Annotated in this window: 22 protein-coding genes; 21 read left to right on the top strand and 1 reads right to left on the bottom strand. The window is 70.1% G+C overall.

Going from position 1 to position 22,761, the window contains the following annotated elements:
* Nucleotides 1-77 precede the first annotated feature (77 nt).
* Nucleotides 78-1,355, bottom strand: a complete 1,278-nt coding sequence (locus IPV10_RS15500; protein ID WP_207485326.1) for a hypothetical protein — start codon at nucleotides 1,353-1,355, stop codon at nucleotides 78-80.
* Here IPV10_RS15500 and IPV10_RS15495 point away from each other — a divergent pair.
* The 21 genes from IPV10_RS15495 to IPV10_RS15395 all read left to right on the top strand — a co-directional run bounded on the left by IPV10_RS15495 (nucleotide 1,308) and on the right by IPV10_RS15395 (nucleotide 22,348).
* A complete protein-coding gene (locus IPV10_RS15495) occupies nucleotides 1,308-2,132 on the top strand; it encodes a hypothetical protein (RefSeq protein WP_207485324.1) in 825 nt (274 codons plus the stop codon). The two genes, IPV10_RS15500 and IPV10_RS15495, sit on opposite strands and share 48 nt — an antisense overlap.
* Nucleotides 2,132-3,169, top strand: coding sequence for an HAD-IIA family hydrolase (locus IPV10_RS15490; RefSeq protein ID WP_207485322.1), 1,038 nt, complete (start codon nucleotides 2,132-2,134; stop codon nucleotides 3,167-3,169). The genes IPV10_RS15495 and IPV10_RS15490 overlap by 1 nt, the downstream gene beginning before the upstream one ends.
* A 54-nt stretch (nucleotides 3,170-3,223) precedes the next feature.
* A complete protein-coding gene (locus IPV10_RS15485) occupies nucleotides 3,224-3,400 on the top strand; it encodes a hypothetical protein (RefSeq protein WP_207485320.1) in 177 nt (58 codons plus the stop codon).
* The gene (locus IPV10_RS15480; RefSeq protein ID WP_207485318.1) at nucleotides 3,397-4,194 is read left to right on the top strand and encodes a TlyA family RNA methyltransferase; all 798 of its coding nucleotides are present in this window, start codon (nucleotides 3,397-3,399) and stop codon (nucleotides 4,192-4,194) included. Before IPV10_RS15485 ends, IPV10_RS15480 begins: the two co-directional genes overlap by 4 nt.
* A complete protein-coding gene (locus IPV10_RS15475) occupies nucleotides 4,191-5,105 on the top strand; it encodes an NAD kinase (RefSeq protein WP_207485316.1) in 915 nt (304 codons plus the stop codon). Before IPV10_RS15480 ends, IPV10_RS15475 begins: the two co-directional genes overlap by 4 nt.
* Entirely contained in the window at nucleotides 5,102-6,793 is a 1,692-nt protein-coding gene (gene recN, locus IPV10_RS15470) for a DNA repair protein RecN (RefSeq protein WP_207485314.1), read from the top strand. Before IPV10_RS15475 ends, recN begins: the two co-directional genes overlap by 4 nt.
* A 17-nt stretch (nucleotides 6,794-6,810) precedes the next feature.
* Entirely contained in the window at nucleotides 6,811-8,508 is a 1,698-nt protein-coding gene (locus IPV10_RS15465) for a CTP synthase (protein ID WP_207485312.1), read from the top strand.
* Nucleotides 8,501-9,085, top strand: a complete 585-nt coding sequence (locus IPV10_RS15460) for an NUDIX hydrolase (RefSeq protein ID WP_207485310.1) — start codon at nucleotides 8,501-8,503, stop codon at nucleotides 9,083-9,085. Before IPV10_RS15465 ends, IPV10_RS15460 begins: the two co-directional genes overlap by 8 nt.
* 3 nt (nucleotides 9,086-9,088) lie before the next feature.
* Nucleotides 9,089-9,991, top strand: a complete 903-nt coding sequence (gene xerD, locus IPV10_RS15455; RefSeq protein ID WP_207485308.1) for a site-specific tyrosine recombinase XerD — start codon at nucleotides 9,089-9,091, stop codon at nucleotides 9,989-9,991.
* Between the two features lie 158 nt (nucleotides 9,992-10,149).
* The gene (locus IPV10_RS15450; RefSeq protein WP_207485306.1) at nucleotides 10,150-11,166 is read left to right on the top strand and encodes a hypothetical protein; all 1,017 of its coding nucleotides are present in this window, start codon (nucleotides 10,150-10,152) and stop codon (nucleotides 11,164-11,166) included.
* 1 nt (nucleotide 11,167) lies between these two features.
* Nucleotides 11,168-12,760, top strand: coding sequence for a hypothetical protein (locus IPV10_RS15445; RefSeq protein WP_207485304.1), 1,593 nt, complete (start codon nucleotides 11,168-11,170; stop codon nucleotides 12,758-12,760).
* Nucleotides 12,757-13,476 carry an ABC transporter ATP-binding protein gene (locus IPV10_RS15440; RefSeq protein ID WP_242685049.1) on the top strand — a complete coding sequence of 240 codons (720 nt, stop codon included), beginning with the start codon at nucleotides 12,757-12,759 and terminating at the stop codon, nucleotides 13,474-13,476. Before IPV10_RS15445 ends, IPV10_RS15440 begins: the two co-directional genes overlap by 4 nt.
* Nucleotides 13,476-14,798 carry an ABC transporter permease gene (locus IPV10_RS15435; protein WP_207485302.1) on the top strand — a complete coding sequence of 441 codons (1,323 nt, stop codon included), beginning with the start codon at nucleotides 13,476-13,478 and terminating at the stop codon, nucleotides 14,796-14,798. Before IPV10_RS15440 ends, IPV10_RS15435 begins: the two co-directional genes overlap by 1 nt.
* Before the next feature lie 87 nt (nucleotides 14,799-14,885).
* Nucleotides 14,886-15,776, top strand: a complete 891-nt coding sequence (locus tag IPV10_RS15430) for a ParA family protein (RefSeq protein ID WP_207485300.1) — start codon at nucleotides 14,886-14,888, stop codon at nucleotides 15,774-15,776.
* Nucleotides 15,760-16,599 carry a ScpA family protein gene (locus IPV10_RS15425; RefSeq protein WP_207485298.1) on the top strand — a complete coding sequence of 280 codons (840 nt, stop codon included), beginning with the start codon at nucleotides 15,760-15,762 and terminating at the stop codon, nucleotides 16,597-16,599. The genes IPV10_RS15430 and IPV10_RS15425 overlap by 17 nt, the downstream gene beginning before the upstream one ends.
* The gene (gene scpB, locus IPV10_RS15420) at nucleotides 16,589-17,215 is read left to right on the top strand and encodes an SMC-Scp complex subunit ScpB (protein WP_207485296.1); all 627 of its coding nucleotides are present in this window, start codon (nucleotides 16,589-16,591) and stop codon (nucleotides 17,213-17,215) included. The genes IPV10_RS15425 and scpB overlap by 11 nt, the downstream gene beginning before the upstream one ends.
* Nucleotides 17,212-18,024, top strand: a complete 813-nt coding sequence (locus tag IPV10_RS15415) for a pseudouridine synthase (RefSeq protein WP_207485294.1) — start codon at nucleotides 17,212-17,214, stop codon at nucleotides 18,022-18,024. Before scpB ends, IPV10_RS15415 begins: the two co-directional genes overlap by 4 nt.
* A 20-nt stretch (nucleotides 18,025-18,044) precedes the next feature.
* Nucleotides 18,045-19,184 carry a prephenate dehydrogenase gene (locus IPV10_RS15410; RefSeq protein WP_207485328.1) on the top strand — a complete coding sequence of 380 codons (1,140 nt, stop codon included), beginning with the start codon at nucleotides 18,045-18,047 and terminating at the stop codon, nucleotides 19,182-19,184.
* A complete protein-coding gene (gene cmk, locus IPV10_RS15405; RefSeq protein WP_207485292.1) occupies nucleotides 19,177-19,860 on the top strand; it encodes a (d)CMP kinase in 684 nt (227 codons plus the stop codon). The genes IPV10_RS15410 and cmk overlap by 8 nt, the downstream gene beginning before the upstream one ends.
* Before the next feature lie 40 nt (nucleotides 19,861-19,900).
* Nucleotides 19,901-21,373 (top strand): ribosome biogenesis GTPase Der, encoded by a 1,473-nt coding sequence (gene der / locus IPV10_RS15400; protein WP_242685051.1) that lies wholly within the window; start codon nucleotides 19,901-19,903, stop codon nucleotides 21,371-21,373.
* Nucleotides 21,374-21,433: 60 nt separating this feature from the next.
* Nucleotides 21,434-22,348 carry an NUDIX domain-containing protein gene (locus IPV10_RS15395; protein WP_207485288.1) on the top strand — a complete coding sequence of 305 codons (915 nt, stop codon included), beginning with the start codon at nucleotides 21,434-21,436 and terminating at the stop codon, nucleotides 22,346-22,348.
* Nucleotides 22,349-22,761 lie beyond the last annotated feature (413 nt).

Raw genomic sequence — 22,761 nt, 5'->3', positions numbered from 1 at the left:
CTTAAGTAAGATGGCCACCCAACGCTGGGTGGCCATCTTGCGTTAACAGACGTGTTCACGAAGAATTGAAGAGGGAGTCAGAAATGCCAGAAGAGGAAGAGCGCCGTCCGCGTCGGAACGACGACAGTGGATCGCGCGGTCAACGACCTTCTGGCGGACGCCCGAATCAGAACCGCGATGGTGGTGCGCCGCGTCGTGAGGGCGGGTTCAACCGTGATGGTGGTGCCCCGCGTCGTGAGGGCGGGTACAACCGCGACGGTGGTGCCCCGCGTCGTGAGGGCGGGTTCAACCGTGATGGTGGTGCCCCGCGTCGTGAGGGCGGGTTCAACCGTGATGGTGGTGCCCCGCGTCGTGAAGGCGGGTACAACCGTGATGGGGCCGCGCCGCGTCGTGAAGGTGGCTACAACCGTGATGGTGGTGCGCCGCGCCGCGAAGGCGGGTACAACCGTGATAGTGGTGCGCCGCGCCGCGAAGGCGGGTACAACCGTGATGGTGGCGCGCCGCGCCGTGAGGGCGGGTACAACCGTGATGGTGGTGCCCCGCGTCGTGAGGGCGGGTTCAACCGTGACGGTGGTGCGCCCCGTCGTGAGGGCGGCTACAACCGCGACGGGGCCGCGCCCCGTCGTGAAGGTGGCTACAACCGTGACGGTGGTGCCCCGCGCCGCGAGGGCGGGTACAACCGCGACGGGGCTGCGCCCCGCCGTGAGGGCGGCTACAACCGTGACGGTGGTGCCCCGCGCCGCGAGGGCGGCTACAACCGCGACGGGGCTGCGCCCCGTCGTGAAGGTGGCTACAACCGTGACGGTGGTGCCCCGCGCCGCGAGGGCGGCTTCAACCGTGACGGGGCTGCGCCCCGTCGTGAGGGCGGCTACAACCGTGACGGTGGTGCCCCGCGCCGCGAGGGCGGCTTCAACCGTGACGGGGCTGCGCCCCGTCGTGAAGGTGGCTTCAACCGTGACGGTGCTGCTCCCCGCCGCGAGGGTGGCTACAACCGTGACGGTGCTGCTCCCCGTCGTGAAGGTGGCTACAACCGTGACGGTGCTGCTCCCCGTCGTGAAGGCGGGTTCAACCGCGACGGTGGAGCGCCCCGTCGCGAGGGCGGGAACGACCGTGACCGCGGACGCTCCTTCCCGCAGCGCGGGGGAGCGGGTCGCGAGCGTCCGGCACAGGCCGCGAACGAGCGTCCGCGCTTCGACGAGCCGGCGATCCCCGACGAGGTCACCGCGCGCGACCTGCACACGTCCGCCCGCAACGAGCTCAAGACCCTGAGCAAGGAGAACGCCGAGCACGTCGCCCGTCACCTGGCGATGGCCTCGCGCCTCATCGGCGAGGATCCGGCGCTCGCGCACGAGCATGCGCTGGCAGCCTCTCGCCGTGCCGGTCGCATCGCGATCGTCCGCGAGACTCTGGGCATCACCGCCTACGCGAACGAGGACTTCGCGCTGGCTCTCCGCGAGCTGCGCACCTATCGCCGCATCTCCGGCAAGGACGACCAGATCGCCCTCATGGTCGACAGCGAGCGCGGCGTCGGACGCCCGGACCGTGCGCTCGAGACCGGTCGCGCCGTCGATCGTTCGTCGCTGCCCACGGAGGTGCGTGTCGCACTGGCGATCGCGATGTCGGGTGCGCGTCTCGACCAGGGCGACCTCGAGCTGGCGCTCGGTGAGCTCGAGATCCCGGAGCTCGATCCCGATCGCGCGTTCGAGTGGAGCCCTGCGCTCTTCGCTGCGCGTTCGGCGGTCCTCGAGGACCTCGGCCGTGCCGAGGAAGCCGAGTTCTGGGCGAAGCGCGCCGAGGTCGCCGCCGAGGCGCTCGGCGTCGACGAAGCAGGCGACGAGGAGATCGTCGTCGAGGACGGGATGATCGAGGACGAGTTCCTAGACGACGCAGACCTTGCCGATTCTGAGATGCGGGCTGCTGGCGAGTCTGAGGATGAGGCTGGCGAGTCTGAGGATGAGGCTGGCGAGTCCGAAGAGGCAGCTGTCGAGCCGGAAGAAGCTGCCGACGAGCCATCGGTGGAGGACGAGGTCCGCGAGCTTCTCGGCGAGGACGAGGACGAACTCGAGGACGAGGCAGGCGACGCCGTCGACGGCGAAGCCTCGGATGCCGACGCGTCCACGCAGGAGTCGTAGTGGGGCTGTTCTCCAAGAAGCAGCAGGCCCGCACTCCGCTTGACGGCGTCGACGTCGTCCTGGCCGATCTCGACGGCGTCGTCTATGCAGGTCCTGGTGCGCTTCCGCACGCCGTGGACAGCCTGAACGAAGCCGCGCTCAGCATCCGTCTCGGGTACATCACGAACAACGCCTCCCGTACCGACGCCTCGGTCGCCGAGCACCTCACCAGCCTCGGGCTGCAGGTGGCGGCCTCCGATGTCATCACCAGCCCGCAGGCCGCCATGCGCCTGCTTGCCGGCATCGTTCCGGCTCCCGCCACGATCCTGATCGTCGGCGGCGACGGGCTGGTGGACGAGGCGGAGAAGGCGGGATACACGATCACCAGGAGCGCCGAGGACGCACCGGCGGCCGTCGTGCAGGGATTCGCGCCCGAAGTCGCGTGGACCGACCTTGCCGAGGCCGCATTCGCCCTCAAGGTCCCGGAGGAGGAGGGTGGCATCCCCTGGATCGCCACCAACACCGACTGGACCATCCCGCGCGAGCGCGGGGTGGCACCTGGCAACGGGACGCTCGTGTCTGCTGTGCACACCGCGATCGGACGCCTCGCGACCGTCGCGGGCAAACCCGAGGTGCCGATCTTCGAGGAGGCGAAAGCCCGCTTCGACGCCAAGAAGCCGCTGTTCATCGGCGACCGTCTGGACACCGACATCCTCGGCGCGGTCCGCGCCGGCATCGACTCCGCTGTCGTGCTCACCGGCATCGATCGTCCCAAGCACGTTCTGGCCGCCCCCGACGGATCCCGGCCCACGTACATCCTGAGCGACCTGCGAGAGCTTCATCAGCCATACCCGCAGACGGTCGTGAAGGACGGTGTCCACTGGGTCGGCGACGCCGGCGTCCGCGTGACGGGAGCCGACGTCGAGATCGTCGCGGAAGGCAGCGCGCAGATCGATCTGCTCCGTGCCGGCGCCGCCGCGATCTGGGCTTCCGGAACCCCGGTGTTCGTGCTGCGCGTGCCGGAGCGTCTCTACGACGATCCGTTCCACCGTCCCTGATCCGCGACCGCCGTGGCGCCTCGACGTGTCCGCGGCGCCGCGTACAGTAGAACCGTGAGCGAAGAGACGACGAGCGCGCCGACCGACGGTCTGTGGAGTCGCCTGCGCCTGATCGAAGGCCAGCCCCTCACCGACCGTGCCGACGCGTACTCCGCCCTGCACGATGAGCTCTCGCGCCGCCTCGACAGCGGCGTGCGGCTCGACCAGCGGGAGACACCGGGATCCCGATGACGCGACTCGACGCCGCCCTCGCAGCGCGAGGTCTCGCCCGTTCACGCTCGCACGCCGCCACGCTCATCTCCGAGGGACTGGTCAGCGTCGACGGCCGTCCCGTGATCAAGGCCGCAACTCCGGTCTCCGACGCGGCAGAGCTCACGGTCGCCGGAGCCGATCACTACGTCGGGCGGGCCGCGCACAAGCTGATCGCCGCTCTCGACGGCTTCCGTCTCCCCGTGGACGGGCGCCTGGCGCTCGACATGGGCGCGTCGACAGGTGGCTTCACTCAGGTCCTCCGCGAGCGCGGAGCGCGCCGGGTGCTCGCTGTCGACGTCGGACACGACCAGCTCGCCGCATCCGTCGCCGCAGACCCCGGCGTCGTCCTCGTCGAGGGATACAACGTCCGTCACATGACGCTCGAGAACCTCGCCGAGGCCACAGGCGAGCACACGGCGCCCGATCTCATCGTCGGCGACCTCTCGTTCATCTCGCTCGAGCTCGTGCTCCCGGCGGTCGCGCAGGTCGCGCCGGCCGACGCCGACATCGTGCTCCTCGTGAAGCCGCAGTTCGAGGTCGGCCGCACCGAAGTTCGGGGCGGCCTCGTCGCCGACCCGGCGACCCGCGCCGATGCCGTCGCCCGCACGGTGTGGAGCGCCTGGGACGTCGGCCTGGGGATGCTCGGCATCCTGCCGTCGCCGATCCTCGGCACGCGTGGCAACACCGAGTATCTCGTGCACCTCGCGCCCGGTCGCGGCAGCGATCCGTCAGAATGGGCGGACCGCATCAACTCACTGGCAGGGAGACGATGAACGAGCGCAACATCCTGGTCGTCGCCCATGCGGGGCGTGAGGACACCGTCGCCGCGGCCCGCCGCGTCATCGATGCGCTGCGCAGCGCCGGAGCGCGCCCCGTTCTCGCGGCCGACGATCGCCGGGAGCTTGAAGCCGTCGACGGGCATTTCTCCGACGTCGACGTGCTCGGCATCGATGTCGACCAGGCAGACCTCGAACTCGCGATCGTCCTCGGCGGCGACGGCACCATCCTCCGTGCCGCCGAGCTCGTGCGCGGCTGCGAGGCGCCGGTGCTCGGCATCAACATGGGCCACGTCGGATTCCTCGCCGAGATCGACCGCGACAACATGGATGCCGCTGTGCACCGGGTCATCGACCGCGATTACGAGGTCGAGGAGCGACTCGCGCTCTCCGTGCGCGTCAAGGACGTCGACGGCGCCGTCGTCTACGAGACCTGGGCGCTCAACGAGGCGACGGTGGAGAAGGCCAGCCGCGAGCGCATGATCGAGGTCGTGCTCGAGATCGACGGCCGGCCCCTGTCGAGCTTCGGCTGCGACGGCATGGTCGTCTCCACGCCCACCGGATCCACCGCGTACAACTTCTCGGCGGGCGGCCCGGTGATCTGGCCGAGCGTCGAGGCCATCGCCGTCGTGCCGCTCTCCGCGCACGCGCTCTTCGCGAAGCCGCTCGTCGTGAGTCCTGACGCGTCGGTCGCGATCGAGATGCTCGAGGGCACCTCCGGCGCCGGCATCCTCTGGTGCGACGGCCGTCGCTCGCACGACCTTCCGCCCGGCGCGCGTGTCGTGGTCCGCCGGTCCTCGCACCCGGTTCGTCTCGCCCGCCTGCATCCGACGGCCTTCACGAACCGCCTGGTGCGCAAGTTCCAGCTGCCGGTGGCCGGCTGGCGCGGTCAGGGAGCGTCGTCGTGATCGAGGAGATGCGGATGCAGGGCCTCGGCGTGATCGCGGACGCCGTACTGCCGCTCGGGCCGGGGTTCACCGCCATCACCGGCGAGACCGGCGCAGGCAAGACCATGGTCGTCACCGGCCTCGGCCTGCTGCTCGGTCAGCGCGCCGACTCCGGCGCCGTGCGCGCGGGCGCCGCCCAGGCGTCGGTCGCCGGCGTGTGGATCGTCCCGGAGGCGGGAGACATCGCCGACATCGTGGCCGACGCAGGGGGAGACCTGGAGCCCGCGGGCGCAGGCCAGGCCGAGCTCTACGTCTCGCGCACGCTGAGCGCCGAGGGTCGCAGTCGCGCGAGCGTGGGCGGCAGGGCCGCCCCAGCCGGGGTCCTCTCCGCCCTCGCCGAGGAGCTCGTGGTCGTGCACGGACAGTCCGAGCAGCTGCGGCTGCGCTCCGCGGCAGCCCAGCGCGACGCCGTCGACCGATTCGGGGGAGCGCCCATCGCGGCCGCGATCGAGACGTATTCGACGTCGTTCGCGCGCTGGCGAGAGCTCGATGCGGAGATCTCCGACATCACCGAGAACCGTGACCGCCGGCTCGAGGAGGCGGCGAGGCTCCGTGAGGCGCTGGCGCTGATCGAGGCGACCGCACCGGAGCAGGGAGAGGATCTCGACCTCGCCGCTCGTGCCGAGCGGCTGGCGAACGCCGAGGAGCTGCGGCTCGCCGCTTCGCTGGCGCACGGAGCGCTGTCGAACGAGGAGGGCGAACCTGACGCATCAGCCCTCGTCGGCGAAGCCCGGCGCGTGCTCGAGCGGGCTTCCGACGTCGCGCTGACTGATATCGCGCAGACGCTCGCCGACATCGGCTACCGCATCTCCGACGCCGCAGGGCAGCTGTCGGCATACCTCGCGGATCTCGACGAGTCGGGTCCGCACGAGCTCGCCGCGGTGGAGGAGCGCCGTGCCGCGCTCGGAACCCTGATCCGCGCCCACGGCTCGCTCGATGAGGCGCTCGCGCTCTGGCAGAGTGGTTCCAGTCGCCTCGCCGAGCTCGATGACGACGGCGACCGCCTCGAGCGGCTCGAGGCGGAGCGCGACGCCGTGCGCGTCGAACTCGATGAGCGCGCGGCCTCGCTGACGGCGGCGCGCACCGCCGCGGCATCCCGGCTCGGCGCCGAGGTCACACAAGAGCTGAGCGCGCTCGCGATGCCGGATGCACGCCTGGAGGTCGCCGTCACCGATGGCGCCGAGACGGCGCACGGCCGCGACGACGTCGCGATCCTGCTCGCGCCGCATCCTGGTGCGGAGCCGCGCTCCGTCGCGAAGGGCGCATCCGGAGGAGAGCTCTCCCGCGTGATGCTCGCGATCGAGGTCGTGATCGCCGGTACCGACCCCGTCCCGACCTTCGTGTTCGATGAGGTCGACGCAGGCATCGGCGGCGCCGCCGCGATCGAGGTGGGCCGGCGACTCGCCCGGCTCGCCGAGAGATCTCAGGTGATCGCGGTCACCCACCTCGCGCAGGTCGCCGCGTTCGCCACGAACCATCTCACCGTCGTCAAGGCCAGTGACGGAGCGGTCACGGCGTCCAGCGTGCGGCGCCTCGACGGGCAGGATCGTGAGGCCGAGATGGCTCGCCTGCTGTCCGGATTGACCGATTCGGATGCCGCACTCACCCACGCCCGAGAACTTCTCAGCCTCGGCGCCCCCACCGCCTGATAGGATCGAAGCCCGTGATGAACTCTTCTTCTGCGGGGCCCAAGAACGACACGACCAAGCACATCTTCGTGACAGGTGGTGTCGTTTCGTCTTTGGGAAAGGGCCTCACGGCGGCCAGCCTGGGCAACCTCCTCACCGCGCGCGGACTGCGCGTCGTGATGCAGAAGCTCGACCCGTACCTGAACGTCGATCCGGGAACGATGAATCCGTTCCAGCACGGTGAGGTGTTCGTCACCGACGACGGGGCGGAGACCGACCTCGACATCGGCCACTACGAGCGCTTCCTCGACATCAACCTGTCGCAGGCTGCCAACGTCACCACGGGGCAGATCTACTCGCAGGTGATCGCCCGTGAGCGGCGTGGCGAGTACCTCGGCGACACGGTGCAGGTCATCCCGCACATCACCGACGAGATCAAGCGCCGCATGCGCCTGCAGGCGACCGAGGAGCCCCGCCCCGACGTCATCATCACCGAGGTCGGCGGCACGGTCGGCGACATCGAGTCGCAGCCGTTCCTCGAGTCCGCGCGCCAACTCCGTCACGAGCTCGGACGCGACAGCGTGTTCTTCGTGCACGTCTCCCTCGTGCCGTTCATGGGCGCATCGGGCGAGCAGAAGACCAAGCCCACCCAGCACTCCGTCGCAGCCCTCCGCCAGGTCGGCATCCAGCCGGATGCTCTCGTGCTGCGCAGCGACCGCCCGGTGAGCGAGAGCAACCGCAACAAGATCGCGCTCATGTGCGACGTCGACGTCGAGGGCGTCATCAACACGGTCGACCTGCCGAGCATCTACGACATCCCGTCGACGCTCAACGACCAGGGACTCGACTCGTACATCGTGCGTCGTCTCGGCCTCGACCAGAAGGCCGCAGCCGAGGTCGACTGGTCGCGCTGGCAGAAGGTGCTGCACGCGGTGCACAACCCGAAGCACGAGGTCACGATCGGCCTCGTCGGCAAGTACATCGACCTGCCCGACGCCTACCTGTCGGTCACGGAGGCGCTGAAGGCCGGCGGATTCGCCCAGGAGACCAAGGTCAACATCCGCTGGATCCCGTCGGACCTCTGCGAGACGCCCGAGGGTGCGACCGAGCAGCTGTCCCAGCTCGACGGCATCTGCGTCCCAGGTGGATTCGGCATCCGCGGGATCGAGGGCAAGCTCGGCGCGCTGAAGTTCGCGCGCGAGCAGGGCATCCCCACCCTCGGCCTGTGCCTCGGTCTGCAGTGCATGGTCATCGAGTACGCGCGTGACATGGCTGGTATCGACGGCGCCTCCTCGAGCGAGTTCGATCCGGAGACCACCGAGCCGGTCATCGCGACCATGGCGGAGCAGGTCGAGATCCTCGACGGCGGCGACCTCGGCGGCACCATGCGCCTGGGCCTCTACCAGGCCGACCTCGCCGAGGGCTCCCTCGCCCGCGACCTTTACGGGGCCCCGCAGGCATCCGAGCGCCACCGTCACCGCTACGAGGTCAACAACGCCTACCGCGACCGCCTCTCGGCGGCTGGGCTGGTGTTCTCGGGCCTGAACCCCGAGCTCGACCTGGTCGAGTACGTGGAGCTGCCCCGCGACGTGCACCCGTACTACATCGCCACTCAGGCGCACCCCGAGCTCCGTTCGCGTCCGACCGCGCCGCACCCGCTGTTCCGCGGCCTGGTCGGCGCGGCGATCGAGCGGCACCGCGCGAGCGAGCTGTTCGATGTCAGCGAAGATGACTGACCCGCAGGCGATCTCAGGGGTCCTCCGCGACGAGGCCTTCGAGCCGGAGGTGCTGCAGACCGAGCGCGTCTTCAAGGGCTGGGTCTGGGACGTGCGCTCCGACCGGGTCGCGTACGGCGCCGGCGAGATCATCCGCGAATACGTGGCGCACACGGGTGCCGTCGCCGTCGTCGCGATCGACGACGAGGGGCGGGTGCTGCTGATCCAGCAGTACCGGCATCCGATCCGGCATCGTGACTGGGAGTTGCCCGCGGGCCTCCTCGATGTCCCGGGTGAGGATCTGCAGGTCGCCGCGCAGCGAGAGCTCGCCGAGGAGGCGGATCTCGTCGCTCGCGATTGGGAGCCGCTGATCTCGGTGTGGACGACGCCGGGCGGCAACGACGAGATGATCCACGTCTTCCTCGCGACGGGCGTGACGGCGGCGGATGCCGCGCACGCACGCGAGGACGAGGAAGCCGACATCCGCGTCGAGTGGGTGCCGCTCGAGGACGCCGTGGACGCGGTGCTCGAGGGGCGCATGCGCAACGGCATCCTCTCGGTCGGCGTGCTCGCCGCCGCGCGGAGACTGCGGAAGTAGTCCATGCAGCTCGAGCGTGCGTTCGACGCGTACCTGCGTCACGTCACGATCGAGCGCGGACTGAGCGATCACACGATCGCGGCCTATCGCCGCGACCTCGGCGGCTACCTCGAATGGCTCGCCGCCGAGAAGATCTCCGACACGTCCGAGGTGACGCCGGCCGTCGTCGGCAGGTTCATCGCCGACCGCTCCGGCGCCGATCCCGCGCCGGCGGCGACCAGCCTCGCCAGGCTGCAGTCGTCCGTGCGCGGCTGGCACAGGTTCCTCGCCCGCGAGGGCATCGAGCAGGACGATCCGAGCGGCCGGCTCCGCCCGCCCAAGGCGCCGCGGCGGCTTCCGAAGGCGCTGACGATCGACCAGGTCGAGCGGCTCCTCGCCGCCCCGTCCGCCGACGAGCCGGTCGGCATCCGCGACCGGGCGCTTCTCGAGCTGCTGTACGCGACCGGCGCCCGTGTCTCCGAGGCCGTCGGGCTCGACGTGGACGACCTCGCCCATGGCGACGTGCTCCGCCTGCGCGGCAAGGGCTCGAAGGAGCGCATCGTCCCGATCGGCTCCTATGCGCGCGTCGCGGTCGACGCCTACCTGACGCGGGTGCGTCCGGGGCTCGCCGCCAAGGGGCGGGCCTCGGCGCGGCTGTTCCTCGGCGCCCGTGGGGCGCCGCTGTCTCGGCAGAGCGCGTGGCTCGTCATCCGCTCGGCCGCGGAGCGGGCGAAGATCACCGCGGAGGTGTCGCCGCACACCCTGCGGCATTCGTTCGCGACGCACCTGCTGCAGGGCGGTGCCGACGTGCGCGTCGTGCAGGAGCTGCTCGGGCATGCCTCCGTCGCGACGACGCAGATCTACACGCATGTGTCGGTCGACACCCTGCGCGACATCTACGCGACCTCGCACCCGCGCGCGCGGTAGCGAGGCGCGGCAGCGCGCGGCATCCGTCCGAATTCTTCTCGCGAAGTTATCAATCTGCTGATGTCCTCCTAAAGGTGGACGCGAAGATCGGTGAGAAGTCCCTAGTCTTGCTGCAGATCTCCGACCTCTCCGCGTCGGGCCTATCAAGGAGCATCGACATGCGTTCCACTGGACCTCTTGCGGCCTTCGCCGCGACCGCTCTGGCGCTGAGCCTCGCCGGATGCGCCGGCGCAGGGGGAGACGAGGGGCTCTCCTACGAGGACTCCCCGCTGAACAAGTACCTCTCTGCCGCCTGGGGTGGTGACATGTCGCCCGAGGAGCAGCAGAAGCAGATGGACGAGCGACAGCGTGAGCAGGAGGAGCTCATGGCCGAGTGCATGGCAGAGGAGGGGTTCGAGTACACGCCGAATCTCCAGAACGGCGGCATGGTGATGAGCGGCGACGACATCAAGTGGGAGCCGGAGAAGAAGGAATGGGTAGAGAAGTACGGATACGGGATGGTGAACAGCCCGTTCAACGAGCAGGAGATGCCCGAGCCCGAGGAGTACGTCGACCCCAACCAGGAGTACGTCGAGTCGCTCTCGGAGTCGGAGCAGCAGGCCTACTACGAGGTCGCATACGGCGTGCCGCCGACTGAGGAGGAGATCGGGGAGGACGGCAGCTACGAGTACAACTGGGAGGATGCCGGCTGCCAGGGCTGGGCGCAGCACGAGATCGACGGGGAGGACCCGTGGCAGACGGATGAGTTCGCCGACCTCCGCAAGAAGATGGAGGAGCTGTGGGGCTCCACTCAGGAATCCGCCGAGATGAAGGACCTCAACGCGGAGTGGGCGGCCTGCATGGAGGACGCCGGCGAGCCCGGCTTCAAGACCCAGACAGAGGCTCAGATGTCGATCAGCGATGAGCAGTCCAAGATCTACGAGGCCTCATACGGCGACGGCACCACACCGGTCGACACGGAGTCGCCCGAGTTCGTCGACCCGAGTCAGAGCCCCGAGATGAAGGCGCTCGGCGAGCGCGAGATCGAGCTCGCCCTGGTCGACCTCGACTGCCGGAAGAAGACCGGCTACGCGGAGGAGTCGCTGAAGATCCAGTTCGCGCGGGAGGAGAAGTTCATCGCGGACAACAAGGCCGACCTCGAGGCGTTCAAGGCTGCGGCTGAGCAGAACAAGTGACATGAAGGACGACGAGACCCCGACGACAGAACTGCCGACCGAATTCGAACTCGCGCTGAACGGCAGCGGCGGCGACACGAGCGCCGGTGACGGTGAGGCCAAGAACTCCCGCGTGAGCGGGTGGGGGCGGATCCTCCGCGGCAACCGCACCCTGTGGATCGTGGCGCTGTGCGCCGTCGTCAGCCTGATCGCCGGCCTCCTGGTCGGCCGGTTCCTCATCTCCCCGGCCGACGCGAGCGAGACGCCGGAGCCCGGCCTGGTGACCGTCCCCGTCGAGTTCGGACCGCTCAGCAACGACGTGACCCTGCGCGCCGACGTCGGCTACGCAGACGCGGTGGAGGTGACGATCGACACCACCGGCGGCGGGAGCATCGTGACCGGATCCGTCCCGGAGGTCGGCGCGACGCTGAATCCCCTGTCGATCGCGATGGAGATCGAGGGCCGCCCGGTGATCGTGCTTCCCGGTGAGCTTCCGGCCTATCGGACGCTGCGGATCGGAGTCTCCGGTCCCGACGTGGTGCAGCTCAAGCAGGCGCTCCTGAGCGTGGGCATCGACGTGGGCGACGTGTCGTCCGACCTGTTCGATCAGGCGACTGCGGATGCCGTCGGACAGCTCTACGCGCAGGCGGGCTATCCGCTTCCCACTCCCGAGGAGGGTGCCGCCGATGCGGTGAGAAGCGCGGAGGAGGGCGTCCGCGCCGCGGAGAGCGGGGTCGTCCAGGCGCAGCAGGCGCTCACCGCGGCCGGAGCCGGTCCGTCGAAGCTGGAGAGCTGGCAAGCGGACGTGAGGGTGGCGCAGGCGGAGAAGGCCGTCGCCGACGCGAAGGCGTGCGTGCCGGGCGAGACGGAGGCATGCCCGAGCGTCGAGCAGGCGGAGTGGGACCTCCAGACCGCTCGTCTCGAACGAGACCAGCTCTGGGCGTCGAAGAACACCGGTCCGGAGAAGGCGGCGCTGGATGCGGCGCGCGCGCAGGTCGGCTCGGCGTCCGAGGCGCTGCAGGATGCCAGGCAGAGCGTGCAGCCCTTCCTTCCGTCGAGCGAGGTGCTCTTCCTGACCGAGCTTCCCCGGCGCGTCGATGCCGTCAACGTCCAGCGCGGCAGTTCGATCTCGGGTGCGGTGATGACCGTCTCAGGCGCCACTGTCCGCCTCACCGGCGCCGCCGCCGAGGCGGACGCGCGCCTGCTCAAGGCCGGCGCCGAGGGCACGTTCGAGCTTCCGGACGGAACGGAGCACCGCGCCGTGATCGCCGAGCTCAAGCCGGGCAAGGACAGCAAGGCACGGTGGGAGGTGCTCTTCGAGCCGGATCCGCTGACCGCCGAGCAGATCACGCAGCTCCAGGGAAGCAACGTGCGCGTGCGCATCGCGGTCGGGGCCACCGACGGCGACGTCCTCTCGGTGCCGCTTGCCGCTCTCACGGCCGGCCCCGGCGGCGAGTCCCGGATCGAGGTCGTCGAATCCGACCCTCGCGACGGCAAGGACGCCGAGACCCGGATGGTGAACGTGGAGACCGGGCTCGCGGCCGAGGGCGCCGTCGAGGTGACGCCACTGGACGGCGACCTCGAGGAGGGCGACCTGGTGGTGGTGGGCCGTTGACCGAGGCGACACCCGCCGCGGTGCTTCCGGCCGAAGAGCCCGGCGAGGCCCCGCTCGTCGAGCTCCGTGATGTGACGCGCTCGTTCCCCGGCCCGCCCGAGGTGCAGGCACTCAAGGGCGCCACGCTCGAGGTGGCGTCAGGGGACTACATCTCGATCGTCGGCCCCAGCGGTTCCGGCAAGTCGACGATGCTCAACATCCTCGGCCTGCTCGATCGTCCGAGCGTGGGGGAGTACCGGCTGGACGGATCTCTCACCGGCGACCTCTCGGACGACGAGCGGGCCGCCGTGCGCGCGCGATTCATCGGCTTCGTGTTCCAGTCGTTCCATCTGCTGCCCCGGCGCACCGTGCTCGACAACGTGCTGATGCCGATGCTGTACAGCGGGGTGCCGCGCCGAGAGCGGGAGGGGAGAGCGCGCGAGGCGCTGGCCCGCGTCGGGCTGTCCCACCGGGTGGACTTCTTCCCCGGCTCCCTGTCCGGCGGAGAGCGGCAGCGCGTGGCGGTGGCGCGCGCCGTCGTGAGCGGGCCGCAGCTGCTCCTCGCGGACGAGCCCACCGGCAACCTCGACCAGCGCACCTCCGGCGAGGTGATGTCGCTGTTCGAGGAGCTCAACGACGACGGGCTCACGCTCATCGTGATCACGCACGACACCGCCGTCGCGCGACGGGCACGCCGGAGCATCCGCATCTCCGACGGCCGATTGAGCGAACTGTGATGCGGCTGCCGTTCCGGCGCCGGAAGAAGTCGGAGGCGCCGGAGGGTGACGCGCCCAAGAAGGATGCCGCGACCGCGCGACTCGTGCCGGCCGTGAAGCACGCCGATCGCTTCACGTTCCAGGACCTCGTCGCCGAAGCCACGGCAGACATCGGCTCGCGGCCCGCGCGACTCGTGATGACGATCCTCGGCACCGTCCTCGGCATCGCGTCGCTCGTGGCGACGGTCGGGTTCGCGCAGACGGCGGCCGCGCAGATCGCCGCCCAGTTCGACGGAGCGGCCGCCACTCAGGTCGTCGTCACGGCTGCGCAGGCGCAGTCGGGCTCCGAGAACAGGACTGTGGCGGCCGGACGGCTGCCCTGGGACTCTCCGGAGCGGGTCGAGCTGCTCGCCGGCGTGGAGAGCGCGACGCTGCTCGGCGAGCTCGAGCTCGCCGAGGGCGAGACGATCACGGCCGTGCCGGTGAACGACCCGTCCGCGGCGGCCGTGGCATCCCCCCGCCTGTTCGGAGCATCGCCTGACCTCCTCGACACCGCGGAAGGCGGTCTCGTCACGGGGCGCTTCTTCGACAGCGGTCACGACTCCAGAGCGGATCGCGTCGCCGTCCTCGGCGAGCGGGCGGCCGAGCGGATGGGCATCAACCGTGTGGACTCGCAGCCGTCCGTCTTCATCGCCGGGGTGGCATATGCCGTGATCGGCATCGTCGACGGGATGGAGCGGCGCAGCGAGCTGCAGGATGCCGTGATCATCCCGCTCGGAGCCGCCCGAGCGGACTTCGGTCTGGCCGCTCCCTCCGAGCTCGCCATCCGCATCGTCGTCGGAGCAGGGCCGCAGGTCGCCGAGCAGTCGGTGGTCGCGCTGCAGCCGGATGACCCGGAGAGCCTCGAGGCCCGTGCGCCGTCCGGTTCGTCGGACCTGAGCCAGAGCGTCCAGGCCGATGTGAACGTCGTGTTCCTGATCCTCGGCGTGATCGCGCTGCTCGCCGGCGGCCTCGGCATCGCGAACGTCACACTGCTCTCCGTGATGGAGCGCGTCGGCGAGATCGGTCTCCGCCGGGCGATCGGTGCGACCCGCCGGCAGATCGGCGCGCAGTTCATGGTCGAGTCGATCGTGATCGGCTTCATCGGCGGGCTCATCGGCTCGGCGCTCGGAGTCGTCGCGGTCATCATCGTCGCGATCGTCCAGGGCTGGACCCCGGTCACCGATCCTCTCGTCGCGACCGCCGGCGCCCTGCTCGGGGCGGTCGTCGGATGGGCGTCCGGGTGGTATCCGGCGCGCCGCGCCACGCACATCGAACCCGTCGCCGCACTGCGCGGAGCCTGACCTGTGGGCGCGCCCGCCGCGCGCCGAGGCGACTGAGAAAGGACCCTGCCGCTACAATCGAGCAAGCACGAAGGAGCAGGAGAATCGGTGGCTGAGAAAGCGGCAACGTCCAGGGCGAAGGCGAAGAAGGCCGACGAGACACCCATCGGACCCACCGGCCGCCCGTATCAGGGGTTCGCGACGCCGGAGCCGCTGAAGTCCCACGGCCCCGCTCGGATCATCGCGCTGTGCAACCAGAAGGGCGGCGTCGGCAAGACGACGACCTCCATCAATCTCGCCGCAGCCCTCGCCGAATACGGTCGCAAGGTGCTGGCGGTCGACTTCGACCCGCAGGGCGCGCTGTCGGCAGGGCTCGGCATCCAGACGCACGAAGTGCCGACGATCTACGACCTGCTGCTGGACACCAAGCGCGACGCTCACGACGCGATCGTGCACTCCGGCGTCGAGGGCCTCGACGTGCTGCCGGCCAACATCGACCTGTCCGCTGCCGAGGTGCACCTCGTCAACGAGGTGGCCCGCGAGACGATCCTGTCGCGGGTGCTCCGCCAGGTCGCGGGGGAGTACGACGTCATCCTGATCGACTGCCAGCCGTCTCTCGGGCTGCTCACGGTCAACGCATTGACGGCCGCGCACGGTGTGGTCATCCCGCTCGAGTGCGAGTTCTTCGCGCTGCGCGGCGTGGCGCTGCTGATCGAGACCATCGACAAGGTGCGCGACCGGCTGAACCCGTCGATCACGATGGACGGCCTGCTCGCGACCATGTACGACCCGCGCACGCTGCACTCGCGAGAAGTGCTCGAGCGCGTCGTCGAGGCGTTCGGCGATGACGTCCTGGAGACGGTGATCGGCCGCACCGTGAAGTTCCCCGACGCCTCCGTCTCGGGCGTCCCCATCACCGAGTTCGCGCCGGAGCACGCCGCCGCCCAGGCTTACCTGCGGCTGGCGCGGGAGCTGGTCGCCCGTGGCGCCGTCGCCTGACGAGAGCACCGCGCTCGACGCTGCCGGGACGGCGGAGGACGCCGCAGGCTTCCGCGTCTCCCTCTCCAACTTCGACGGCCCGTTCGACCTGCTGCTGAACCTCATCTCGAAGCACGAGATGGACATCACCGAGGTGTCGCTGAGCGCGGTCACGAACGAGTTCATCGCGTATCTGAAGGAACTCGACGACGACGAGGAACTCGACCAGGCGTCGGAGTTCCTCGTGGTCGCGGCCACACTGCTCGACATGAAGGTCGCAGGCCTCCTCCCGCAGGGGGAGCTGGTGGATGCCGAGGCCGTCGCGCTGCTCGAGGCGCGCGATCTCCTCTTCGCACGCCTGCTCCAGTACCGCGCCTTCAAGGAGGTCTCGGTCTGGTTCGCCCGCTGTCTGCAGCGAGAGGACCGCAGGCACGTGCGCGCCGTGCGGCTGGACGAGAAGCACCGCAGGAAGACGCCGGAGCTCGTCTGGTCGCTGACACCCGCCGACTTCGCGGCGCTGGCGCTGCTCGCGTTCGCGCCGAAGGAGATCCCGCACGTCGGCCTCGACCATCTGCACGCGCCGCTGGTCAGCATCCGCGAGCAGGCCGCGATCGTGGTCACGCTTCTCCGCGGGACCGAATCGCTGAGCTTCCGCGAGCTGGTGTCGGGAGTGAGCGAGCCCGGTATCGTCGTGGCCCGGTTCATCTCGGTGCTGGAGCTCTACCGTCACGCGGCGCTCTCCTTCGAACAATTGGAACCGCTGGGCGAGCTCACGCTGCGCTGGGCGGCCGACTCCTGGTCGGACGAGACACTGGCGACCCTGGGGGCCGACTATGACCGATGACATGACCGACGCTTCGACGGGCTCAGCGGCCCAGGGCCTTGCGGAGGAACGCACCCTGGAGAGCCCGCTGACAGAGCGGATCGAGGCGATCATGCTGATCATCGACGAGCCGATCGGCCTGATCGCGCTTGCGGCGGCTGTGGGCTCGCCTGTGCCCGCCGTGCGGCAGGCGCTCGAGACGCTCGTCGACGACTACGACGGCAACGGGCAGGGGCCGCGTCGCGGATTCGAGCTCCGCGAGGTCGGCGGCGGCTGGCGGCTCTACGTGCGCGAGGACCACGACGACCTGATCGCGGAGTTCGTCGGCGGTCAGGCACCGGCCCGGCTGTCGCAGGCCGCGCTCGAGACGCTCGCGGTGATCGCCTACAAGCAGCCGGTGACCCGCAGCCAGGTCGCCTCGATCCGTGCCGTCAACGTCGACTCCGTCGTGCGCACCCTTCTCGCCCGCGGTCTCATCACCGAGCTGTTCGCGGACTCGGAGACCGGCGCGATCAACTACGGCACCACCGACCAGCTGCTGCAGCACCTGGGCATCAACTCGCTCGACGAGCTGCCCCCGATCTCCCCGCTGCTTGATGACGGCGCAGACGGCTTCGACGAAGGGACCATCCGATGACCGACTTCTCCACCGAGGGCGCACCCGAGGAACGATCGACGGACGGCGTCCGCCTGCAGAAGGTGCTCGCCGCGGCGGGCGTCGCCTCGCGCCGGGTCGTCGAGAACTACATCGTCGAGGGGCGCATCCGCGTGAATGGCGAGGTCGTGACCGAGCTCGGCAGGCGGATCGACCCCGAGACCGACCTGGTCGACGTCGACGGGACCGCCGTGCAGCTCGACGTGTCGAAGCGCTACGTGATGCTCAACAAGCCGACCGGCGTGGTCAGCAGCATGCGCGACGAGAGCGGGCGCGCCGACCTCCGCCGGTACACCGACGACTACGAGGAGCGCCTGTACAACGTCGGGCGCCTGGATGCCGAGACGAGCGGGCTGCTCGTGCTGACCAACGACGGCGAGCTCGCGCACGTCCTCGCGCACCCGTCGTTCGGTGTCACCAAGGTGTACATCGCCAAGGTCGACGGAGCCGTCACGGCGCAGACGATCTCGAAGCTGACGAAGGGCGTCGAGCTGGAGGACGGCGTGATCGCGGCCGACAAGGCGAGGCTCCTCGACACGTCGCGCGGTTCGAGCCTCGTCGAGCTGACGCTGCACTCCGGACGCAACCGGATCGTGCGCAGGATGCTCGCCGCGGTCGGCCATCCGGTCACCGAACTCGTGCGCCGCCAGTTCGGGCCGCTCCACCTGGGAACCCTCCCGGCTGGGAAGACCCGCGAACTGACTAAAATCGAACTGGGCGCGCTGCTGACTCTCGCGCGCCGTGATTCCGGTGTCGCAGCGACCGCCGGGGAGCAGCAGGAGAACGAGTGACCGACACGACGAGTGCGCCCATCGGGGCGCGCGCTGGCGGCACCGTCGCGCCGCGACTCTCGGGCACCGTCGCGCCGCGGCTCTCTGGCACCGTCCGCGTCGTCGGCGCTGGTCTGCTCGGCGCCAGCATCGGTCATGCCCTGCGCGCCAAGGGAGTCGACGTCGTCCTCGCCGACACCTCGCCTGCTCAGCTGCGCCTCGCCGTCGACTACGGTGCCGGCCGCCTCCCGGCCGATGATGATGCGCCGTCGCTGATCGTCGTCGCGGTGCCGCCCGACGTGACCGCCGACGTCATCCAGGCCGAGCTCGCGCGCTTCCCGGATGCGGTCGTCACCGACGTCGCGAGCGTCAAGCTCGAGCCGTTCCGCGTGCTGCAGTCGCGCGGCGTCGATCTCACCCGCTACATCGGCTCGCACCCGCTGGCCGGTCGTGAGCGCGGGGGAGCGATCTCGGCCCGCGCCGACCTTTTCATCGGACGCCCGTGGGTCGTTTGCCGTGACGGTGAGACCACACCTGCCGATCTCGCGCTCGTCGAGGCGCTCGCGCTGGATGTCGGCGCCATGCCGCTGGAGATGACGCCAGAGGAGCACGACCGGTCCGTGGCGCTGACATCGCATGTGCCCCAGGTCGTGGCGAGCCTGCTCGCCGGCCGTCTCGCCGAGGCCGAGGAGGGCGCGCTGCGCCTCGCGGGCCAGGGTGTCCGCGACACGACCCGCATCGCGGCATCCGCTCCCGAACTGTGGGTGCAGATCCTCGGTGCGAACGCGGCGCCGGTTGTCGAGGTGCTCGATGCACTCGCCGCCGACCTCCGCGAGGTCTCCGATGCGCTGCGCGCCCCCGAGGCGCCCGGTGCGCGGCGGGTGGTCGCCGAGACGATCCGGCAGGGCAACGACGGCGTTGACCGGCTGCCGGGCAAGCACGGCCAGAACCGCCGCTTCGAGACGCTCGTCGTGATGGTCGACGACACGGCCGGCCAGCTCGGACGCCTGTTCGGCGAGCTCGGCGAACTGAACGTGAACGTCGAGGACCTCCGGCTCGAGCACTCTCCGGGGGCCCAGTTCGGTCTCGCGGAGATCAGCGTCGACCCGGCGGCTCTGCACGGTGCCATCGCCGGGCTCCAGGAGCGCGGCTGGCGGATCGCGGGGACGACCAATGACTGACGCAATGAAGTTCATCGCCATCGACGGACCGGCAGGATCCGGCAAGTCCAGCGTCTCCAAGGCCGTGGCCAGGGCGCTCGGCTTCGGATACCTGGACACCGGGTCCGCGTACCGCGCCCTCGCGTGGCACGTGCTCGACCGCGGCGCGGACACGGCCGATGCGGATGCCGTCAAGGCCGCGTCCTCCGACTTCCCCGTGCGGCTCGGACTCGACCCGGACGACCGCACGGTGCGTGTCGGCGACGTCGAGGTCACCGATGCCATCCGCGACCCGCGGGTGTCCGGTGCCGTGAGCGGTGTCGCCAGGGTGCCCGAGGTGCGCGAGCGCGTGAACTCGCTGTTCCGCACCCTCGTCGCGGAGTCGCCGTATCCTGCCGTCGTCGTGGAAGGACGCGACATCACTACCGTCGTCGCGCCGGACGCGCCGGTGCGCATCCTGCTCACGGCCGCCCCCGAGGTGCGTGCGGCGCGACGCGCGGGCGAGCTCGCCGGCGAGAACGCCGAAGCCGTCGCCGCGGCACTTCACAAGCGCGACGCATCCGACAGCGCCGTCGTCGACTTCCTGAACGCCGCGGACGGCGTCGAGGTCGTCGACTCGACGGAGCTCGATTTCCCACAGACCATCGACGCCGTACTCACGGTGATCGAACGAATCCGAGGAGCACACAGTGGCTGACGACGAATACGAAGGCGGCCCCGACCAGCTCGCCGAGAAGATGGAGTCGCTCGACGAGCAGCTCGCCGACGCGCGTGCGGAGACGCTGCGCGCCGGGCTCGCCGACTACAACCTGGACGATGAGGATGCCGCGCTGCTCGCAGGCATCACGATGGGCGAGGACGGCATCCAGTTCATGCCGGCGCTGCCCGTCGTGGCCATCGTCGGACGGCCGAACGTCGGCAAGTCCGCGCTGGTGAACCGCATCCTGGGCCGCCGCGAGGCCGTCGTGGAGGACACCCCCGGTGTCACCCGCGACCGCGTGACCTACAAGGCGGAGTGGGCCGACCGGCGGTTCTCGCTCGTCGACACCGGCGGATGGGAGCCCGACGCGCGCGGCATCGACCGCTCGGTGGCCGCGCAGGCAGAGGTCGCGATCGACCTGTGCGACATCGTGCTGTTCGTCGTCGACGCGATGGTCGGCGCGACCTCCACCGACGAGCACGTCGTGAAGCTGCTGCGCAAGAGCGGCAAGCCCGTGTTCCTCGTCGCCAACAAGATCGACGACGCGCGGCAGGAGCCGGAGGCCGCGGCGCTCTGGAACCTCGGTCTCGGCGAGCCGCACCCGGTCTCCGCGATCCACGGGCGCGGCGTCGCCGATCTGCTCGACGCGGTCATGAAGAAGCTGCCGGAGGTCTCCGCCGTCGCGAAGGCCGAGATCGGCGGACCGCGCCGCGTCGCCATCCTCGGCCGGCCGAACGTCGGAAAGTCCTCGCTGCTGAACAAGGCCGCAGGTGAGGAGCGCGTCGTCGTGAACGACCTCGCCGGCACCACCCGCGACCCGGTGGATGAGATCGTCGAGCTCGGCGGCAAGATGTGGCGACTGGTCGACACCGCCGGCATCCGCCGTCGTGTGCACATGGCACAGGGCGCCGACTTCTACGCGTCGCTGCGCACCTCGGCCGCGCTCGAGAAGGCGGAGGTCGCGGTCGTCGTCCTCGACGTGTCGGAGACGATCAGCGAGCAGGACGTCCGCATCATCGACCTGGTGCTCGAGTCGGGGCGTTCGCTCGTGCTCGCGTTCAACAAGTGGGACCGCCTGAACGACACCGACCTGGAGAACCAAGATCGCCGCCGGTACCTCGAGCGGGAGATCGAGCAGGACCTGGCGCACGTCGCGTGGGCGCCTCGCGTGAACATCTCCGCCAAGACCGGCCGTCACCTCGACAAGCTGGTCCCTGCGCTGGAGACCGCGCTGGAGAACTGGGATCGCCGCATCCCGACCGGAAAGTTCAACGCGTTCCTCGCCGAGCTCGTCGCCGAGCACCCGCACCCGCTGCGCGGCGGCAAGCAGCCGCGCATCCTGTTCGGCACTCAGGCATCGACGCGTCCGCCGACGTTCGTGCTCTTCACGACCGGATTCCTCGACCCCGGATACCGCCGGTTCATCCAGCGTCGCCTGCGCGAGCTGTACGAATTCGACGGCACCCCGATCGTGATCAACATGCGCGTGCGGGAGAAGCGTCAGCGCTGAGGCATTCCGGCTCATGTCGGTGACAGTGCCGGTTCCCGGATGCTGTGAAAGGCTGAACTGGTGACTGTCGTACCTCCGTCTTCCGGTGAGCCCCGTCGTCCCGAGGGTCCTCGTGACCCCGGGGACGCGTGGGTCGTCGCGCCCACGGGGGAGAAGTACTGGGGTCGCTTCGGCGCGGCGGGTCTGCTCGCCGTCGACCCCGTCCGGGGCGTGCTGCTGCAGCATCGGGTGGCCTGGAGTCACTTCGGCGGCACGTGGGGTCTTCCCGGCGGTGCGCTGCACGAGGGCGAGCCCGCGATCGTCGGCGCCGTGCGCGAGGCGCAGGAGGAGGCGGGGGTGCCGGACGGCTCGGTGCGAGCCCGGTTCACGAGCGTGCTCGACCTCGGGATCTGGTCGTACACGACCGTCGTCGCCGACGTGCTGGTGCCGTTCGAGCCGGTGATCAGCGATCCGGAGAGCGTCGCCCTCGAGTGGGTGCCGCTCGACGAGGTGACGTCACGGCGCTTGCATCCCGGCTTCGGTGCGGCGTGGCCGCGGCTGCGCGCGCTGCTCGCGGACAGGCCTGTTGTCGTCGTCGACGCCGCGAACGTCGTGGGGTCGGTGCCGGACGGCTGGTGGAAGGATCGGGCGGGCGCGGCGACGCGGCTGCGCGAGAGGCTGGCGGGCCTCGCGCTCCCGGCGGCCGAGCTCGGACTCGAAGGGTCGGTCTGGTTTCCGGAGGTCGTGATGGTCGTGGAGGGTCAGGCTCGCGATCTGGCGTCTGATCTGAGCGGTGTGGCCGTGGTCAGAGCGGATGCCGTGGGCGATGACGCGATCGTGGCGGAGGTCTCCCGTCTGGTCGGTGCCGGGCGGACTGTGGTGGCGGTCACGAGCGATCGTGAGCTGCGCACGCGGGTCGAGGCTGCCGGCGCCGGTGGGGCGCAGGTCAGATCGGCGGGATGGCTGCTGGAGCTGCTGGATGCGGCGCACCGGTGACAAGGCCAGTGGGCTCGCCGTCCGTTCGGCGGGTGGCGGACGTCATCGGAATGGGTTCCGCCGTGATCCTCGCGACACGGGTGCGCTGAACGGGGGCTTCCCCATCGTCCTCCGAGCGGTCGACCCAGGCGGCTGAACTCACCGTGGGATAGGCGCAGTTGGGCTGCAGCTGTCTAGGTGCGCCTGCGCGGATGGTGTTTCGAGGAGCTGAACGCCGCGCTCGGCGCCAGGGGCCTGCCATGCCGCGCCTCCGTGTCAGGTGAATACGACGCGGCGGGGTGGTGGTGGGTCGGTGTAGGTGCGGCCGAGGGGGCTGGTCCAGGTGATGGTGGCGTCGGGTTGCTGCTGGGCTGTCCAGCGGGCGTGTTCGGGGGTGTCGGGGTGTTTCAGGGTGTGGTGGGCGCGGCAGAGGT

The sequence above is a fragment of the Microbacterium sp. SD291 genome (assembly GCF_017355365.1).
Taxonomy (GTDB): Bacteria; Actinomycetota; Actinomycetes; order Actinomycetales; family Microbacteriaceae; genus Microbacterium.
This window is presented reverse-complemented; position numbering and strand designations above follow the sequence as displayed.

What these genes read in the sequence shown, in the direction of transcription:
- IPV10_RS15495 (WP_207485324.1), top strand. Translation starts at nt 1,308, where the DNA reads ATGGCCTCGCGCCTCATCGGCGAGGATCCGGCGCTCGCGCACGAGCAT.
- IPV10_RS15500 (WP_207485326.1), bottom strand. Translation starts at nt 1,355, where the DNA reads ATGCTCGTGCGCGAGCGCCGGATCCTCGCCGATGAGGCGCGAGGCCAT.
- IPV10_RS15480 (WP_207485318.1), top strand. Translation starts at nt 3,397, where the DNA reads ATGACGCGACTCGACGCCGCCCTCGCAGCGCGAGGTCTCGCCCGTTCA.
- IPV10_RS15475 (WP_207485316.1), top strand. Translation starts at nt 4,191, where the DNA reads ATGAACGAGCGCAACATCCTGGTCGTCGCCCATGCGGGGCGTGAGGAC.
- IPV10_RS15465 (WP_207485312.1), top strand. Translation starts at nt 6,811, where the DNA reads ATGAACTCTTCTTCTGCGGGGCCCAAGAACGACACGACCAAGCACATC.
- IPV10_RS15460 (WP_207485310.1), top strand. Translation starts at nt 8,501, where the DNA reads ATGACTGACCCGCAGGCGATCTCAGGGGTCCTCCGCGACGAGGCCTTC.
- xerD (WP_207485308.1), top strand. Translation starts at nt 9,089, where the DNA reads ATGCAGCTCGAGCGTGCGTTCGACGCGTACCTGCGTCACGTCACGATC.
- IPV10_RS15450 (WP_207485306.1), top strand. Translation starts at nt 10,150, where the DNA reads ATGCGTTCCACTGGACCTCTTGCGGCCTTCGCCGCGACCGCTCTGGCG.
- IPV10_RS15445 (WP_207485304.1), top strand. Translation starts at nt 11,168, where the DNA reads ATGAAGGACGACGAGACCCCGACGACAGAACTGCCGACCGAATTCGAA.
- IPV10_RS15435 (WP_207485302.1), top strand. Translation starts at nt 13,476, where the DNA reads ATGCGGCTGCCGTTCCGGCGCCGGAAGAAGTCGGAGGCGCCGGAGGGT.
- scpB (WP_207485296.1), top strand. Translation starts at nt 16,589, where the DNA reads ATGACCGATGACATGACCGACGCTTCGACGGGCTCAGCGGCCCAGGGC.
- IPV10_RS15415 (WP_207485294.1), top strand. Translation starts at nt 17,212, where the DNA reads ATGACCGACTTCTCCACCGAGGGCGCACCCGAGGAACGATCGACGGAC.
- cmk (WP_207485292.1), top strand. Translation starts at nt 19,177, where the DNA reads ATGACTGACGCAATGAAGTTCATCGCCATCGACGGACCGGCAGGATCC.
- der (WP_242685051.1), top strand. Translation starts at nt 19,901, where the DNA reads ATGGAGTCGCTCGACGAGCAGCTCGCCGACGCGCGTGCGGAGACGCTG.